A 16,502-nucleotide genomic window follows, 5' to 3' on the forward strand; every position below is an offset into this window, starting at 1 on the left:
ACACCGGGCCTGCGAAATCCGACGGGGGTAGCGTCCCACCCGATGAGCGAGACAGATGTAGCCCTGCGCTACCCCGGTGGAGAACTGCCCCTTCCCGTGAAGCACGGGACGGAGGGCGCCGACGGCCTCGACACGAGCAAGCTGCTGGCCACGACCGGCACGGTCGCGCTGGACATCGGCTTCGTGAACACGGCCGCGTGCACCTCGGCCATCACGTACATCGACGGTGACGCGGGCATCCTGCGCTACCGCGGGTACCCGATCGACCAGCTCGCCGGCCAGGCCAGCTTCGTCGAGGTCAGCTACCTCCTGATCTACGGCGAGCTGCCCACGGCCGACCAGCTGGCCGAGTTCGACCAGCGGCTGCGGCGGCACACCCTGCTGCACGAGGACCTCAAGCAGTTCTTCAAGGGCTTCCCGCTCGACGCGCACCCGATGCCGGTGCTCTCGTCGGCGGTCAGCGCGCTGTCGACCTTCTACCAGGACTCGCTGGACCCCTTCGACTCCGACCAGGTCGAGATGTCCACGCTGCGCCTGCTGGCCAAGCTGCCGACCATCGCGGCCTACGCGTACAAGAAGTCCGTCGGCCAGCCCTTCCTCTACCCGGACAACTCGCTGGGTCTGGTGGAGAACTTCCTCCGGATGACCTTCGGCTTCCCGGCCGAGCCGTACGCCCTGGACCCCGAGCTGGTCAAGGCGCTGGACATGCTGTTCGTCCTGCACGCCGACCACGAGCAGAACTGCTCCACCTCGACCGTCCGGCTGGTCGGCTCCTCGCACGCCAACCTGTTCGCGTCGGTCTCGGCCGGCATCAACGCGCTGTTCGGCCCGCTGCACGGCGGGGCCAACCAGTCGGTGCTGGAGATGCTCGAGGCGATCCAGGCCGACGGCGGCGACATCCGGCGCTTCGTCGAGCGGGTCAAGAACAAGGAGCCCGGCGTCAAGCTCATGGGCTTCGGGCACCGGGTATACAAGAACTACGACCCGCGCGCAGCGATCGTGAAGTCCACCGCCGACACGGTGCTGGACAAGCTCGGCGGCAGCAACGAGCTGCTCGACCTCGCCCGGCAGCTCGAGGAGATCGCGCTCGAGGACGACTACTTCGTGGAGCGCAAGCTCTACCCGAACGTCGACTTCTACACCGGGCTGATCTACCGGGCGATGGGCTTCCCGACCCGGATGTTCACCGTGCTGTTCGCGCTGGGCCGGCTGCCCGGGTGGATCGCGCAGTGGCGCGAGATGATCGCCGACCCGACGACCAAGATCGGTCGTCCGCGGCAGCTGTACATCGGCGAGACCGAGCGGCCGTTCGTACCCATCGACCGCCGCTGATGGACTCCACCGATCGGGCCGGGGGAGCTCCCACCAGGGGGTTCGACCCGGCCCGATCGCTGTCCGGGTCGTGACCCCCCTACGGTGAGGGCGTCCCGCACCCGCGCGGGGGTCCCCGGACAGGAGGTCCGCCCATGGCCGAGCCGCCCGGCGACGACGTCCTCGTCGTGCCGCCCATCCCGCTGGCGAGCGGCAGCCTGCTCGAACCCGAGGGCGACGGGCCGCCGGTGCGGATCACCGCGGTCGAGGTCGTCGTGTCCACCGAGGACGGCGGCGAGCTGCGGATCCCCCTCGTGCACCGGCACGGCGCCTGGTGGGCTCCGTAACCGCACCCCCGGCTGTTCATCCTCCCGGGCGATCCACCCGGATCCACCCTCACCCGCAGGGGTTAGACCACCTCCCCCTCCCTCCGGCGCCGCTCGCGGCACGTCGATACGAGGTCAGGGCCCGACTGCACTCAGCAGCCGGGCCGGCCATCGAGACGAGACCGCCGGGGGACGCCGCAGTGCCCGCACCACGGACGCCCCGCCCCGCTGCCTCCGGAGCCCGCCCGGGCCGCCCGGTGCTCAGCGCGCGCGAGGCGCAGGCGCTGCGCGACGCCATGGCCCTGCGACAGGTCGCGTCGGCCCGCCCCGGCCTCACCCCCGCGCAGCTCGCGGCCGCCCGCACCGCGCTGGCTGCCCAAGCCGGACCCCGCCCCGCTGCGAAGCGACCCGCCGCCAAGCGGTCCACCCCGAAGCGCTCCGCCGCCCGGCGCCCGACCCGGCGTCCCGGCTCCTCGTCGTCGCCGACCACGCCCCGGACCGGCTCCCGCTGGTCGACCCGGCTGGGCGTCGTCGCACTCGGCACCGTGCTCGTCCCCGCCCTCGTCACCGTCGTCCTGCCCGGTGCGACCACCCCGTCCGGTGGTCCGCTGGACGTGACGGCGCTGGCGATGACCGCGCGCAGCTCGCTGCTCGAGGCGGCTGACGGCTACCGCGCCCTGGAGCAGGCCGCCGACCACCGCCGGGCCCAGCTGGACCAGGCCCGCGCCGCCGAGCAGGCCGCGCGCGACGCCGTCGCCGCGGAGCAGCGCGCCGTCGGGGCCGGTGCCGCCGAGCTGTACCGGGCCACGCCCACCTCCCGCTACCCCGTGCTGTCCCTGGACGCCGCCGACGCCGGCGCCACCTCCGACGTGCTGTTCCTGCAGGCCGTCACCGAGCGCGTCGACCGCGAGCTGGAGAGCGCGGTCGTCCGCGCCGAGCGCACCGGCACCGCCCTGGCCGACGCCGTCAGCCGGGTCGAGCGGGCCGAGGACGCCGCCGCGGCGGCCGAGGCCCGGCTCGACGTGGCGCTGGAGTCGATGCGCGCCCAGGTCGACGACCTCAGCACCGAGGTCTCCGGTCGGCTGGCGGCGCTGGGCACCATCCCGGCCGCCGGGCAGCAGCAGGACCGCAACCAGGCCGCCGTCGCCCGCTGGCAGGGCTACCTGGCGCAGCTGACCGCGGGCGGCATCACGCCCCCCGCGGCGGCGGCGCTCGCCGACCCCGCGGCGCTGCCCGCCGGCCTCTCCCCCGCGCTCGACGCCTCCGGCTCCCCCGTGCCCGGCGTCGCGTGGGCGGTGGTCGGCAGCAGCCCGGTGACCGTGCTGCCGTCGGAGACGATCGCCGCGGTGAGCAACGCGCTGTCCCAGCTCGGCAAGCCCTTCGTCGCGGGCACGGCCGGCCCCGAGACCTATGACTGCGGCGGCTTCACGGCGGCGTCCTGGCTGCTCGGCGGGTACGCGCTGCCCGCGACCCCGCAGCAGCAGTGGGCCGCCGGGACCGCGGTGCCGCTGGACGGGCTGCAGATCGGCGACCTCGTGTTCGCCCCGGGCGGCGAGGACGTCGGCATCTACCTCGGCGACGGCGACGTCCTCGGCGCGTCGGCGGCCACGTACCAGGTCGGCGTCCGCTCGGTCGCCGCCGGCTCGACCGCCGTCCGGGTTCCGGTGGAGCGGGCCGGTGAGCCGAACGCGCCGCTGCCCGCGGGCGGCCCGACCGGCCCGTGCGGCGCGCCGCTCCCGACCCCGGGGGCCAGCAGCCCGGAGTGGGGCGGCTGGGACAACGGCGAGATCCCGACCGAGGCGCTGTGCCAGCTCGGCGTCCACCGCCACGCGCTGCGCTGCGACGCCGCCGCCGGCTACGCGCAGCTCGGCGCCGCCTTCCGCGACGCCTTCGGTTCGGATCTGTGCATCACCGACTCGTACCGCTCGCTGGGTGCGCAGATGTCGGCCTTCCGCCTCAAGCCGGCGCTGGCCGCCGTGCCCGGGACGTCCAACCACGGGTGGGCCCTCGCGGTGGACCTGTGCGGCGGCATCCAGAACAGCGGCTCCGCGGAGTGGCGCTGGATGACGGCCAACGCCGGGCGCTTCGGCTTCGTCCAGCCCGACTGGGCCTCGCCCGGCGGCGAGAAGCCCGAGCCCTGGCACTGGGAGTACGGCTACATCTCCTGAGCTCGTCCCGGGGAACGGAGCTCAGTCGTCGTCCGCGGTCGTGAGCACGGACCGCGTGATGCCCGAGTTCTCGGCGGTGAGCTCACCGAGGGTCCCGAACACCATGAGCCCGGCCGCCGCGGCGATGGTCGCCAGCGAAGCGAGCGCTCTGCGGGCTGTCGTCACAGCGGGCATCCTGCCGGTGCACGTCACGCTCGGTGACCGATCGGGGCGGGCAGCCGACCGTTCGGGCGACCTGGTTCACCGATCCGGGCTGCGATCCTCACCCCAGCCAGGGCAGGTCGGCCAGGCGCTCCCACGGCAGGGTCACGCTGGCCTCGGAGGTCTCCCCGGCGAGGCGGGCGGCCACACCGCGGCCGGCGCAGGCGACCGGGCGGTGCGGGGTGACCACCACGTGCAGGTCGTCGACCGGCAGACCGGCCGCGGCGATCCGGGCGGGCAGGGACGCGGGGGCGACGAGCACGGTGGTCGCGAGCACCGGCACGACCGGGTGCGACCAGAGCGCGACCGGGCCCTCGACCCGCAGCACGAGCTCCACGTCCGCGGACCGCCGGGCGGCGTCGGCGCGGACCGCGTCGGCGTCGCCGGCAGCCGGGTCCCACGGCAGGGCGATGTCGCCCCGGCGCACGACGACCCGCCGGCCGACCGCGGTCCGGTGGCCATCGGTCCAGTCGAGCACCGCGATGCCGTCGGACGCAGCGGCGGCGTCGGTCACGGGGCGGTGGGCGATCCAGGAGCCGAGCGCGGCGGCCATCGCGTCGGCGGTGGGCGCGACCCCGGCGCGGGTCATGTCGTCGGCCAGGTCGGCGAGGTCGACCCGGAGGCTGCGCTCGTCCTCCTCCAGCACGACGACCGAGCCCGCCGACGGCCGGCGGACCAGCTCCACCCGCAGGTTCGGGCCGGCCAGCGCGGGCAGGACCGCCCCGGCCACGTCGAGGAGGTCGGAGACCCCGATGCGGGTCGGGCGCAGCCGCTGCAGCAGGGGCCCCCGGGCCGGCGCCCCGAACGTGGTCACGCGTGGCCACCGGCGAGCCGGACCCGGAGCGCCTCGGGCAGCGCGCACAGCGCCAGCACCGCGGTCACCTCCGCGACGCTGAGCCGCACGGGGAGCACGTCGGCGTCCCACCCCGTGGCCAGCCGCACCCGGGCGGCCGGGGCGGGCCAGACGGCGTCCCGAGCGGCCGCGACGTGCAGCTCGGTCAGGACGTCCTCGAGGTGCAGAACGGCGACCGGGTGCACGGCCGGGTCACCCAGCGCGGCGCGGACGGCGCCCGCCAGCTCCACCCGCTCGGGGGCACCGAGCCAGTGCGGGACGAGCACGCCGGAGCCGGCCTCGCCCGCGGGCACGGCGCTCACGAGGCACCCGCCGCGACCGCCCCCACCGGGGCCGCGGGAGCGGCCCGGGGAGTCGGGCGGGACGGCGTCACGCAGTGGATATCGGCAGCGCAGAGCCCCGATGGACCCGTTCCAGGCAGCGAATCCTCCACGAGATCTGCACACTCGTGGGCTTCAGCGCTGTGAAGGCCACGAGTGTGCAGATCTCGGTGCACCTGTGGACGGCGGCAACGGGGGATGCCGGCCACCGGCGAGGCTCACCGGGTGCCGAATCGACGTCATCCGTCCCGCCTGACCGCACCGGTGACCCGGTCCATGGCACGGGAAGCGGGGATCACCGACGAGCAGCTCCGCCACCGCGACGTCGTCCGTCTCTCCCGGGACACCTACCTCCCCCGCGCCGTCGCGCGCGACCTCCCCGCTCTCGCCGCGGCGGTCCTGCTCACCGCGCCGCCGGGTGCGGTCGTCAGCCATGTGACAGCGGCAGCGCTGTGGGGTGTGGCGATCCCGCTGCAGCCCGAGCAGCGGGCCGTCGACATCACCGTCGGCACCGGCAGCGCCGTGCGGGCGCGCCGGGACCGCGTCGTCCACCGCAGACCGCTCACGGACGACGAGACCACCCGGCACCACGGCATCCCCGTGACCACGCCGGCGCGCACGTGGCGGGACCTGGCCATGGTCCTGCAGTCCGCGGCACTCCTCGCCGTCACCGACCAGCTCCTGGCTGCGGGCACGTCGATGCTCGACCTGCGCACGCAGCTCGACCGGCGTCCGCACGGCCGGGGCTGCGCGCGGGCCCGGGTGGTGCTGCCGCTCGCCGACCCGCGGGCGGAGTCGCCGATGGAGTCGGTGCTGCGCTGGCTCCTGCACGTCGCGGGGGTGCCCCGACCCGTCCTGCAGCACGACGTGCGGGATGCCGGTGGCCGGTTCCTCGGCCGCGCCGACCTCGCCTGGCCCGACCGGAAGGTGCTCGTCGAGTTCGACGGCGACGTCCACCGGGACCGGGACGTGTTCGTGCGCGACCTCCGGCGACAGAACGCGCTGGTCACCGAGGGCTGGACCGTCCTGCGCTTCACATCGGCCGACGTCCTCGGGCGGCCGGCCGAGGTCGTCGCCGAGATCCGGCGGGCCCTCCGCCCGTGAGATCTGCACACTCGGGGCCTTCAGACGTCTGAAGGCCCCGAGTGTGCAGATCTCGTGGAGCGGGCTACTCGGCGAGCTCGGCCAGCCGGTCCTTCAGCGCCTTCTCGACGCGGTCGGCGTAGACGTTCATGTTGCGCACCGAGGTGTTGAGGTCGGACGAGAGCTGCGTCTTGGTCTGCCCACCCCAGGTGGTCAGGTACCAGGTGGCCCAGCCGAGCACGTTGGGCTGGCCGGCCCGCTGGTCGCGGCGCGCGCTCGGGTCCGGGGCGCAGGCCGCGGTGAGGGCGTGCGAGAGCAGCGTCTGCTCGGCCTCGCCCATGATCTCGTCGGGGGCCTCGCCCGAGTCCGGCAGGAGGATCTCGGTGCCGTCGGGGCCGCCGTCGAGCGACTGCAGGTTGCGCAGCCCGTTGAGGGTGGCCACGGTCTGCGAGTTGCGCCGCAGCGTGGCGACGCTCTGCCCCATGTAGGCGGCCAGCTCCTTCTCGCTGGGCCGGCGCTGGTGCTCGGCGATGTAGGCCGCGATCGCCTTCTGCTGCTTGTGCTCGGTGTCGGCTGCGGTGCGCCCGTGGGCGTTGCGGCCCAGGTCGTGCACCCACTTGGACAGCTGCGTGGCCAGGAACGCCCCGAACGGGACCGACTTGGTCTCGTCGAACTGGCTGACGGCCTTGAGCACCCACTCGTAGACCTGCTGACCGAGGTCGTCGGGGTCGGGCAGGTGCAGCCGGATGGTGCTCATGTTGCGCTGCAGCCGCTTGAGGCTGACCGGGCCGTAGTGCCGGCAGAGGTCGGCGAGGAACTCCGGCGGCAGGTCGCGCGGGGCGCGGCGACGGACGTCGGTCTCGGCCCGGAGGCCCACCGTCGTGGCGCCGCGACCGGCGCACCAGGCGCGCACCCAGTCGGCGAGGACCGATGCCGAGCCGCGGGCGCCGTCCACCCGGTAGAGGCCGTCACCCTGGTCGTAGCTGACCGTGACGCCGTCGGGCAGGTCGGCGCGGAACTCGTCGAGCGGCAGCTCGCGGTCCACGCGGAAGTGCACCCGGTCGCGGGGGGTGATGGGGGCGAGCACCCAGCCCTCGGCCTCGGGGATGCCACCGAAGACGAGCGGCTGGCGGGTGCGGGTGCGGGGATCGAGGGTGGCGGGGGCGGACGCGAGGATGTCGGTCACCGGAACTCCTGGGCACTACGAGGGGAAGGACAGGCTCCGGGGAAGGAAGCCTGCGAAGACGCTCGGGAGCCGGCTCTCAGGCCGGGATGCGCTCGCCGGGACCCGCGGTCCGCGGGCTCGGGACGGCCGGGGTCGCGGGCAGCTCCTCGACGACCTCGGCGGCGGTCGCGCCGGCGGCCGCCCGCTCGATGAGGACGGCGGCCGCGGCGCGCTCGGCCTGGCTCGGCTCGGCGACGTAGACCGGCATGTGGTCGTAGAGCGAGGCGAACAGGGCGCTGACGAACGCGTAGGCGGCCTGCGCCTGCGGCGAGAACTTCGCGACGCCGGCCCGCGGGCCGAGGTCGACGCCGACGGTCACGCGGACGACGCGGTCGTCCTTGCTCAGCCCGGTGACGGCGAAGGCGACCTCGTCGTGCTCGGCGGCCAGCGCCGCGAGCGCCGCCAGGCACTTGCGGGTCGCGCCCCGGCGCGGCCGCAGCTGCACGTGGACGACCACGGACTCCTGCTCACCGCCGAGCTCGACGTCGGCCTGCGCGTTGGATGCACTGTGTTGCATGGTGATCGCCCCCTGTCACTTGCTTGGGGAGAAATCTGCCGCATCCCCTCGGCAACCGAGGGCACAACACTCGCCGTGTCCTACGCACTTCTCGACCAACACTTCGGCAGATCTTGCCCGTGTTGCACGCTGCCCCACCCGGCCGACGGGCCCTTCGGCAGCATCTGCCGACAAGGCTGTCCCGGGCTGGGCGGCTCAGGCCTGCGTGTCCCCCGCCGCCGTCTCGGCGGGTGCCGGTGCGGGCTCGCCGGCGGTCGCCCCGACCGCCTCGGCCGCGACGGCCGAAGGGGCGAAGGCCGCGAGGGCACCGAGGGTGTCGGCGGTCACCTGCGCGGCGAGGAGGTTGGCCTCGGCGATCTGCCGGTAGACCTCCTCGCGGTGGATCGTGACCTCGCGCGGGGCCTTGAAGCCGAGGCGGACGGTGCCGCCGCGCACCTCGACGACGTGGACCTCGATGTCGTCGCCGATGCGGATCGTCTCGCCGACGCTGCGGGTGAGTGTGAGCACGGGTACCCCTCCATGGGTCTGTGTGTGGCCGTCCGTGGCGTGCCCGGAGGACCGGGCGGGCGGCGCCGTGCGCCGCTGCAGGTGTTATCGGCGCAATGGGCGCCGGACCGGATGTGCGGGGTCGGTCAGGACGACCTGCCGGGCGCGGGCGGTGAGGGGGCTCACCACGAGCGGTGCCCGGAGGTTGGCCGTGGCCGAGGCGACGTCGCCGTCGGGCACCGTCACGAGGCAGTGCACCTGGGCGTCGGCCGCCCCGTCGAGCCCGAGCTCGGCGCAGGCCGCCCACGGTAGGGCCGGCGCGTAGCCCGGGAACCACGTGTCCGCCCGGGCGACGAGGAACCGCGGTCCGTCGGGGGCGACGGACTGCAGCCACGACAGGAGACCGGCGCCGTCCGCCGGGACCAGCACGTAGTCCCGGTGGGCCGGGAAGCCCGGCAGCGGCTCGGTCAGGGTGAGGACCTGCACCGCGGGCACCGCCACGGCGGTCCGGACCGGCGCGGACGCGGGGGCGTGCGGACGCGCGGCCAGGGTGGCCGGGGACGGGGTCATGCGGGGCACCTCCTCGGGCGGACGGCGACGGGCCGGGGGCGGCCGGTCATCAACGCAGGTAGTCCATGAGCGTCGGCGAGATCGCCTTCGCGGTCGCCTGGAGGGCGGCCTGGTAGCCGACCTCCTGCATCTTCAACCGCATCATCGTGCCCGGCAGGTCGACGTTCTCGACGTCGCCCAGCTGGATCTCCAGGTCGAGCGCGCGGTCGGCGTTGATCTGGGCCTCGCGGTCGACCCGGGCGGCGCGGGCGCCGACGTCGGCGACGCTGCCGAGCATCCGCTGCATGGCCACGTCGAGGTCGGCCAGGCCCTGGTCCAGCGCCGCGGGGTCGGTGACCAGGTCGTCGGCGATGCGGGCGACCACGGCGAACAGGTCGGCGCCGGCGGGCCCGAAAGCCTGCGGCCCGGCGAGGTCGACGCGGACCTCCTCGGTGAAGGAGACCCGGCGCATCACGTCACCACCGGCCGGGGCCATGCCGACGAAGTCACCGGTGTCGGCGTCGTAGGCCTTGGTGCCCGCGGTGATCCCGCCGAAGATGGGCCGGCCCTGGATGGTGGTGTTGGCCAGCCCCAGCAGGCTGCCGCGCAGCGACTCGACCTCCGTGGCCAGCGCGCGCCGGCTGGCCTCGGAGGAGTTGCCGGTGCTGGCGCCCTGGACGGTGAGGTCCCGGACCCGCCGGGTGACGGCGAGCATGTTCTGCAGCGTCGAGTCGGTGATGCCCAGCCAGCTCTCGGCGTCGGCGATGTTGCGCCCGAACTGCTCCACCGCGGCCTGGTCCGACCGGGTCTGCATGGCCTTGTTCGTACCGGTCGGCGAGTCCGACGGCCTGTTGATGACCCGCCCGGAGGTGAGCTGCTGCTGCAGCCTGCCGAACTGGTCGAGGTTGCGGTTGAGGCCCTGCAGGCTGGTGAGGGCGACGGCCTTCTGCGTGATGCGCACTCAGATCACAGCCCCACGCGGCCGGTGCGGTTGATGAGGATGTCGAGCATCTCGTCGATCGCGCTGACCAGCCGGCCGGCGGCCGAGTAGGCGTGCTGGAACGAGAGCATGTTGGTCATCTCCTCGTCGAGGTTGACCCCCGCCACGGACTCCCGGGCGGCGTCCACCTGCCCGGTGATCACCTGCTGGATGCCGAGGTTGCGCTGCGACACCGCGGACTGGACGCCCAGCTCGACGATCATCTTGCGGTAGGTCGTGTCCGGCGAGCCGACGCCGGTGCCCAGCTGGGCGAGCTTGTCGGCGTTGCCGCGGTCGAGGTTGCCGGGGACCGAGCCGTCGTCGGCGCCGATGGAGGACGCCGCCAGCTTCCGGGGGTCGGTGAGGACGACGGTGATCGAGGCGGCGGTGATCGGGCCGGTGGTCGAGCCGAGGAGCGGCCCGCCGCGCGTGCCGTCGAGGTCGAAACCGTCGTCGTGCGCGTCGTTCAGCGCCGTCGCGAGGTCGGTGGCGATGCTGTCGAGCTGCGCCCGGTAGGTGGGGATGATCGAGGTGAGCGCGGTCAGCTGGCCTCCGGCGGTGCCGCCGACGGTGACCGTCAGGCCGCCGGAGGCGGTCACGATCCGCGGCGGGTCGCCCAGCGGGTCGGCCGGGTCGGTGGAGCCGGTGACGGCGAGCTTCGACGCCGACCCGCCCGCGACGAGCGTGACGCTGCCGACGACGACGTCGACCACTCCCCCCTCCCGGGTGCGCGCCGTCGCGCCGACCTGGTCGGCGAGCTTGGTGACCAGGAGGTCGCGCTGATCCATGAGGTCGTTCGCGGGCAGGCCGCCCTGGGTGGCGCGGAGGATCGCGGTGTTCAGCTGCGCGATGGTGTCGGCCGCGGCGTTGACGTCCTTCACCAGGACGGCGACGTTCTCCCGCGTCTGCTGCCACTGCCCGTCGAGCTGGGCGTTGCTGAAGTGCAGGCCGCCGACCAGCGTCTCCAGCCGCTTGAGCACCTGGCCGCGGGCCGCGGGGTCCTCGGGCTTGTTGGCGACGTCCTGGAAGCCGCGCCACATGTCGGCCATGAGGTTCTGCAGCCCGGTGGTGCCCGGCTCCCGGAAGGCCTGCTCGACCAGCGAGTAGGCCTCGGTCTCGGCGGTCAGCCGGGCGCTGTTGCCGTGCTCGGTGTGCCCGCGGCCCTCGAGGAAGGCGTCGCGGATGCGGATGACGTCCTCGGCGCTGACGCCGGCGCCGATCCCGGTGCTGGTCGAGTAGAAGGCCGGCACCGCGCTGCCACCGAGGGCGCGCAGGTCGACGCGCTGGCGCGAGTAGCCGTCGGTGTTGACGTTGGCGATGTTCTGGCCGGTCACGTCCAGGGCGCGGCGCTGCGCCCACAGCGACGTGGTCGCGGTGTTGAGGGACCCGAAGGTGCTCACGTCAGAGTGCTCCGTCCAGGGTGACCGCCCGGTGCGTCCCGTCGGCGGTGCGGCCGGTCGCGCCGTAGGTGCCGGCCGAAGGCGCCCGGGTGGAGGCCAGGGCGTCGCCGATGGCGGCCAGGCCGCCCTCGATCAGCTCCCGGTTGGCGTCCGACAGGCTGCGCAGGTCGGTGATGAGCACCAGCAGGGCCTCGTGGTGCTTGGCCAGCAGGTCGTTCCACGGGGCCGGGGCGGCGTCGGCCACCTGCCGCAGGGAGGGATTCGACGCCAGGCCCAGCGACGCCGCGATGACCTCGGAGGCGGCGGAGCGCTCGACCTCCAGGGTGCGCAGCTGGTCGAGCACGACCTCGATCTCGTGCGCGATGCGCGCCAGCCACCGGGTCTTGCCGGTGACGATCAGGTACTGCTTCTCCTCGGCCTTGAACAGCAGGAGGTCCAGGAGCTCCTGCTCCCGCCACAGCAGCGTCGACAGGTGCTGGTAGTTCACGCGGCCACCGCCTCTCCGTCTCGCTCCGGGGCGCCGCGGCGGTCCGACCCGCCGCGCGCCTCCTCGTCGGGGCTGGCTTCGGCACCCGCGGACCGCACCTCAAGCCGAGCGGGCAGATCGGCGCTCAAGCTCCCGAGGAAAGTTGCCGATGGGTGGTGTCACCCGCCGCCGGGTCAGCCGAGAAGTAGGGCGTGAGCCCAGCCCGTGCCGTCGTGACCGAGCGTCCCGTCCGCGAGCGGACCGCCAGCGAGCGGAGCGCGTCCGGTCGCACCCCGAACCCGTCCCGGGGAGCGGTGCCGCCGCGCTCCGCGGCCGACGTGGACGCCCTGGTCACCGAGCACCTGCCGCTTGCGGCCTTCGCCGTCAACGCGGTCGCCGCGCGCATCTCGTTGCCCGCCCACGTCAGCCGGGACGACCTGGTCTCCTGCGCGCACGTGGCGCTGGTCGAGGTGGCCAGGCGGTTCGACCCCGCCGCCGGGGCGTCCTTCGCCACCTACGCCCTCGCCCGGCTGCAGGGCGCCGTCCTGGACGAGCTGCGCTCCGGTGACTGGGCCAGCCGGTCGGTCCGTGCCGCGGCCCGGCGCACCGACGCCGCCGCCGACGCGCTGACCACCTCGCTGGGCCGGCCACCCACCCGCGAGGAGCTCGCCGCCGCCCTCGGGGTGCCGCGCAGCGAGCTGGAGAGCCTGCAGGTCGATGTGCACCGCGCGGTCATGGTGAGCATCGACGCCGAGTCTGGCCCGGACGGCGGGTCGCTGGACCTCCCCGACACCGGCGAGTCCCCCGAGCGCGCCCTGCTGCGCGGGGAGCGGGCGCGCTACCTGCACGAGGCCATCCGCGCCCTCCCCGACCGCCTGGACGAGGTGGTCGAGCGCAATTTCTTCGGTGATGAATCACTGACGGACATCGCCGAGGACCTCGGCGTCACCCTCTCCCGCGTCTCGCAGATGCGGGCTCGCGCCCTGACGCTGCTGCACGCCGCCATGAGCGAGGTGTGGGAGGGCCGGGCCGTCACCCCCGACGGCGGGGTCCGGGCCCGCAACCAGCAGACCGCCTACGTCGACCGGGTGGCCGGGCGCAGCGGCGTCCCGCTCCCCCTGCAGCGGACCGGCTGGCCGGCCGGCCGGGAGCGCGCCGCCCGCACCGCCTGAGTCACCCGTTCGGAAAGAAATCGTCCTCTTCGGCTCAAGCCCCGACGGCCGGACGCCGAAGACCAACGTGCACGGCCCGCAGCACGGATGCAGCGGGAGCAACCAGTACGACCCCGTCCAAGGAGGAACATCATGGGTCTGCGCATCAACCAGAACATCGCTGCTCTCAACGCCCACCGGAACCTGTCGATCACCGACAACCAGATGGGCAAGTCGCTCGAGAAGCTGTCCTCCGGCTTCCGGATCAACCGCGCCGCCGACGACGCGGCCGGTCTGGCGATCTCCGAGGGCCTGCGCGCACAGGTCGGTGGCCTCAAGGTCGCCGTCCGCAACGCTCAGGACGGCGTCTCCGTCGTGCAGACGGCGGAAGGTGCCCTCACCGAGGTGCACTCGATCCTGCAGCGCGTCCGTGACCTGACCGTCCAGGCCGGCAACACCGGCGTCGTGGACGGCAAGGCGCGCGGCTACATCGCGAAGGAGGTCACCGAGCTCGCGGGCGCGCTGACCGACATCGCGAGCCGCACGGACTTCAACGGCACCAAGCTGCTGAACGGCTCGGCCTCCAGCCTGTCGTTCCAGACGGGCGCCAACGGCGGCGAGACGATGACCGTGGACCTGAGCAACGTGACCACGGTGGCCACCGCGGTGACCGGCGTGGCCACGAACATGGCTGCCTCGGGCACCTACACCGCCACGGCCGACCTGACGTCGCTCGACACCCAGATCAAGACGGTGTCGGAGTCCCGCGCCACCCTCGGTGCCAAGCAGAACCGCTTCGAGAGCACCATCAACTCGCTCAACGTCTCGATCGAGAACCTGAGCGCGTCGGAGAGCCGGGTCCGCGACGCCGACATGGCCCAGGAGATGGTCGGGTTCACCCGCGCCCAGATCCTGAGCCAGGCCGGCACCGCGATGCTCGCGCAGGCCAACCAGGCCTCGCAGGGCGTCCTCTCGCTGCTCCGCTGATCCCGATCAGCTGAGTAGCTGAGGCCGCAGACCCTCAGCAGCACCCCGGGTGAGGGGGGAGGCCCTCGGGACTCCCCCCTCACTCGCATCTGCCCCACTTCCCCTCGAGCCCCAGGAGCCCGCGGCATGACGATGAGCATCAACACCGGCCTCGTGTCCGGCATCGACACCGGGACGATGGTCAGCCAGCTCATCCAGCTCGAGGCCGCACCCCAGAACGCGCTCAAGACCCGCCTCTCGAACACCCAGACCACCGCGTCGGCCTACCGCACGGTCAACTCGGCGCTGGCGGCCCTCAGCACCGCGGCCGAGGCGCTGACCAGGGCCGAGTCGTGGAGCAGCACCAAGGCCAGCAGCTCGGCGGGCAGCGTCAGCGTCGCGACGACCGCGACCGCCACCCCCGGCTCCCTCACCTTCACCGTCGCCCAGGTGGCGACGACCGCCGCCAGCGTGAGCACCGGCCGCTGGGCGACCACGACCGAGGCGGCGAACCTCGGCACGCTGGACTTCCGCAGCAGCGTCGACGGCACCGCCAAGGGCACCGTCGCCCTGGACGGCACCGAGTCGCTCGCCGAGGTCGCGGCCAAGATCAACGGCACCGCCGACCTGGGCGTGGTTGCCTCGACCGTCCAGATCGCGCCGGGCCGGTTCGCCCTCCAGCTCACCGCCAAGGCCTCCGGCGAGGCGGCCGGCTTCACCCTCGCCGGCGGCGCGCCGTTCACCGCCACCAGCGCCGGCCGGGACGCCCAGCTGAAGGTCGGCACCGACACCGCGACGACGTCGTCGTACACGATCCGCTCGGCCAGCAACACGTTCACCGGCGTCCTGCCGGGTGCGACGTTCACGGTGACGAAGGAGGAGACCACCCCGCTCACCGTCTCCGTCGTCGCCGACCCCGACGGCCTCGCCACGAAGGTGTCCGGGCTGGTCGACGCCGTCAACAACGCGCTGTCGACGATCGCGACCTACACGAACAACACCCCGGGCAGCAAGGCCGCGCTGCGCGGCGAGTACGCGGTCACCTCGATCGGCGGCCAGCTGCTCGACGCCGTGATCGGCGCGGTCGGCGACGCCGGGTCGGCGGCGCAGATCGGCGTCCAGTCCACCCGGGACGGCCGGCTGACCTTCGACAAGGAGAAGTTCACCGCCGCCCTCGCCGCCACCCCCGACCTGGCCCAGCGCCTGGTCGGCGGCACCGGCATGCCGGGGGACCCCGGCTCCGTCACCGGCATCGCCGGGCGGGTCCGGGAGGTCGCCAAGACGGCCTCGGACACCACCACCGGCACGCTCAGCTCCCTGGCCAAGGGGCAGGACTCGCTGGCGCGTGACATCCAGGACCGCATCGCGGCCTGGGACCTGCGCCTGGCCAAGCGCAAGGAGACGCTCACCCGCCAGTTCACCGCGATGGAGACGGCGCTGAGCTCGCTGTCCAACCAGTCGAACTGGCTGGCCGGCCAGCTCGGCTCGCTGTCCTGATCCTCTGCCGCACCCGCACCACCCGACGCCTCAGGAGCTCCTACCGATGAGTGCCGCTTCGCTTCGCGCCCGCTACCTCGGCGATTCCGTCGCCACCGCCTCGCCGCAGCAGGTGCTGGTCATGCTGTACGACCGGCTGACCCTCGACCTCGAGCGCGCGCAGGTGGCCGTCGCCGCGGGTGACCGGCCGCGCGTCAACGACGAGCTGCAGCACGCGCAGGCCATCGTGCTCGAGCTGCTGTCCAGCCTCCAGGTGGACGTGTGGGAGGGCGGTCCCCGGCTGGCCGCGCTCTACAACTGGCTGCTCGGCGAGCTGGTGCAGGCCAACCTGAAGATGGACGCCAACCGGATCGGCTCCTGCCGCCAGGTGGTCGAGCCGCTGCGCGACGCGTGGCGGCAGGCCGCCGCCTCCCTGGCCGGCGCGGTCTCGTGACCATCAGCCCGGTCAGCGGCTCGGGGCTGGCCGGTTTCGGCCAGAGCCCGTACACGCCCGCCGGGCAGGGCGGTCCCGCCGACGACGCGGCGACCGGCGGCCGGGGCGGTCGGCGCACGCCCGCGACCTGGAAGGAGGCCCTCGACGAGCTCGAGGGCGACGTCCTCGACGCGCAGGAGAGCCTGGCCCGCGGGCGGGCGGAGGAGATCGCCGCCTGGGGACGTCGCAGCTCGGACTGGGTGCCCCCGACCAACCTGGGTCCGCTGCCCGACGACCTGCGGGAGCGCGCCGCGCGCCTCCTCCAGCACCAGCTCGCCGTGGCCGAGGCCCTGGTCGAGCGGATCACGCAGTCCCAGAAGCAGCGCGACGTCGCGGCCCGGATGTCCTACGGCACCGAGCGCCCCGCCGCGTCCTTCATCGACCGCGGTCTCTGAGCACCGGCGCCGGGGAAATCGGCGCTGACGGAACCATCGGGGCGCCCGGCTGCCGATGACTGAGGGGCGAGCACCGGCCCGGACGCCGGAGCGGCGTCCTCCCCGGCCGGTCCCCGGCAGGTCCACACCGAAAGGTC

The 16,502-nt window shown here is 73.9% G+C and carries 19 protein-coding genes; 9 read left to right on the forward strand and 10 right to left on the reverse strand.

Annotation, left to right across the window (positions count from 1 at the left end; genetic code table 11):
- The first annotated feature begins 42 nt into the window (after window positions 1–42).
- From ACI79H_RS01070 to ACI79H_RS01080, 3 genes are all read left to right on the forward strand, one after another.
- Window positions 43–1,332, forward strand: a complete 1,290-nt coding sequence (locus ACI79H_RS01070; RefSeq protein WP_456552518.1) for a citrate synthase — start codon at window positions 43–45, stop codon at window positions 1,330–1,332.
- A 134-nt stretch (window positions 1,333–1,466) separates the two neighbouring features.
- Window positions 1,467–1,658 carry a hypothetical protein gene (locus tag ACI79H_RS01075; protein ID WP_456552519.1) on the forward strand — a complete coding sequence of 64 codons (192 nt, stop codon included), beginning with the start codon at window positions 1,467–1,469 and terminating at the stop codon, window positions 1,656–1,658.
- 179 nt (window positions 1,659–1,837) lie between these two features.
- Window positions 1,838–3,805, forward strand: a complete 1,968-nt coding sequence (locus ACI79H_RS01080; protein ID WP_456552520.1) for an NlpC/P60 family protein — start codon at window positions 1,838–1,840, stop codon at window positions 3,803–3,805.
- 21 nt (window positions 3,806–3,826) lie between these two features.
- On the opposite strand, the gene ACI79H_RS01085 is transcribed toward ACI79H_RS01080, so the two are convergent.
- The 3 genes from ACI79H_RS01085 to ACI79H_RS01095 all read right to left on the reverse strand — a co-directional run bounded on the left by ACI79H_RS01085 (window position 3,827) and on the right by ACI79H_RS01095 (window position 5,161).
- Window positions 3,827–3,970 (reverse strand): hypothetical protein, encoded by a 144-nt coding sequence (locus ACI79H_RS01085; protein WP_456552521.1) that lies wholly within the window; start codon window positions 3,968–3,970, stop codon window positions 3,827–3,829.
- 97 nt (window positions 3,971–4,067) lie between these two features.
- On the reverse strand, window positions 4,068–4,820 hold the full coding sequence (locus tag ACI79H_RS01090) for a hypothetical protein (RefSeq protein WP_456552522.1): 753 nt from the start codon (window positions 4,818–4,820) through the stop codon (window positions 4,068–4,070).
- The gene (locus ACI79H_RS01095) at window positions 4,817–5,161 is read right to left on the reverse strand and encodes a hypothetical protein (RefSeq protein WP_456552523.1); all 345 of its coding nucleotides are present in this window, start codon (window positions 5,159–5,161) and stop codon (window positions 4,817–4,819) included. The genes ACI79H_RS01090 and ACI79H_RS01095 overlap by 4 nt, the downstream gene beginning before the upstream one ends.
- 294 nt (window positions 5,162–5,455) lie before the next feature.
- Between ACI79H_RS01095 and ACI79H_RS01100 the strand changes: the two genes are divergently transcribed.
- Entirely contained in the window at window positions 5,456–6,283 is an 828-nt protein-coding gene (locus ACI79H_RS01100) for a DUF559 domain-containing protein (protein ID WP_456552524.1), read from the forward strand.
- 64 nt (window positions 6,284–6,347) lie between these two features.
- Here ACI79H_RS01100 and ACI79H_RS01105 read toward each other — a convergent pair whose 3' ends face one another.
- From ACI79H_RS01105 to ACI79H_RS01135, 7 genes are all read right to left on the reverse strand, one after another.
- Complete coding sequence (locus ACI79H_RS01105; protein WP_456552525.1) at window positions 6,348–7,448, reverse strand: flagellar biosynthesis protein FliA; 1,101 nt, start codon at window positions 7,446–7,448, stop codon at window positions 6,348–6,350.
- Window positions 7,449–7,524: 76 nt separating this feature from the next.
- On the reverse strand, window positions 7,525–8,004 hold the full coding sequence (locus ACI79H_RS01110; protein ID WP_456552526.1) for a hypothetical protein: 480 nt from the start codon (window positions 8,002–8,004) through the stop codon (window positions 7,525–7,527).
- Between the two features lie 195 nt (window positions 8,005–8,199).
- Entirely contained in the window at window positions 8,200–8,511 is a 312-nt protein-coding gene (csrA, locus tag ACI79H_RS01115) for a carbon storage regulator CsrA (RefSeq protein ID WP_456552527.1), read from the reverse strand.
- 84 nt (window positions 8,512–8,595) lie between these two features.
- Window positions 8,596–9,060 (reverse strand): flagellar assembly protein FliW, encoded by a 465-nt coding sequence (gene fliW / locus ACI79H_RS01120; RefSeq protein WP_456552528.1) that lies wholly within the window; start codon window positions 9,058–9,060, stop codon window positions 8,596–8,598.
- A gap of 49 nt (window positions 9,061–9,109) precedes the next feature.
- On the reverse strand, window positions 9,110–10,000 hold the full coding sequence (flgL, locus tag ACI79H_RS01125) for a flagellar hook-associated protein FlgL (RefSeq protein ID WP_456552529.1): 891 nt from the start codon (window positions 9,998–10,000) through the stop codon (window positions 9,110–9,112).
- Between the two features lie 5 nt (window positions 10,001–10,005).
- A complete protein-coding gene (flgK, locus tag ACI79H_RS01130) occupies window positions 10,006–11,418 on the reverse strand; it encodes a flagellar hook-associated protein FlgK (protein WP_456552530.1) in 1,413 nt (470 codons plus the stop codon).
- A gap of 1 nt (window position 11,419) precedes the next feature.
- Window positions 11,420–11,905 carry a flagellar protein FlgN gene (locus ACI79H_RS01135; protein ID WP_456552531.1) on the reverse strand — a complete coding sequence of 162 codons (486 nt, stop codon included), beginning with the start codon at window positions 11,903–11,905 and terminating at the stop codon, window positions 11,420–11,422.
- Window positions 11,906–12,096: 191 nt separating this feature from the next.
- Here ACI79H_RS01135 and ACI79H_RS01140 point away from each other — a divergent pair, with 191 nt between their 5' ends.
- The 5 genes from ACI79H_RS01140 (at window position 12,097) to ACI79H_RS01160 (ending at window position 16,365) form a co-directional block, all read left to right on the forward strand.
- Window positions 12,097–13,056, forward strand: coding sequence for a sigma-70 family RNA polymerase sigma factor (locus ACI79H_RS01140; RefSeq protein ID WP_456552532.1), 960 nt, complete (start codon window positions 12,097–12,099; stop codon window positions 13,054–13,056).
- A 132-nt stretch (window positions 13,057–13,188) separates the two neighbouring features.
- The gene (locus ACI79H_RS01145; RefSeq protein ID WP_456552533.1) at window positions 13,189–14,022 is read left to right on the forward strand and encodes a flagellin N-terminal helical domain-containing protein; all 834 of its coding nucleotides are present in this window, start codon (window positions 13,189–13,191) and stop codon (window positions 14,020–14,022) included.
- Between the two features lie 126 nt (window positions 14,023–14,148).
- Complete coding sequence (fliD, locus tag ACI79H_RS01150; protein ID WP_456552534.1) at window positions 14,149–15,498, forward strand: flagellar filament capping protein FliD; 1,350 nt, start codon at window positions 14,149–14,151, stop codon at window positions 15,496–15,498.
- Between the two features lie 46 nt (window positions 15,499–15,544).
- A complete protein-coding gene (fliS, locus tag ACI79H_RS01155; protein ID WP_456552535.1) occupies window positions 15,545–15,931 on the forward strand; it encodes a flagellar export chaperone FliS in 387 nt (128 codons plus the stop codon).
- Window positions 15,928–16,365: a hypothetical protein gene (locus ACI79H_RS01160; protein WP_456552536.1), complete on the forward strand. Its 438-nt coding sequence runs from the start codon at window positions 15,928–15,930 to the stop codon at window positions 16,363–16,365. Before fliS ends, ACI79H_RS01160 begins: the two co-directional genes overlap by 4 nt.
- Window positions 16,366–16,502: the final 137 nt, after the last annotated feature.

This window comes from Blastococcus sp. SYSU D01042, from assembly GCF_054050515.1.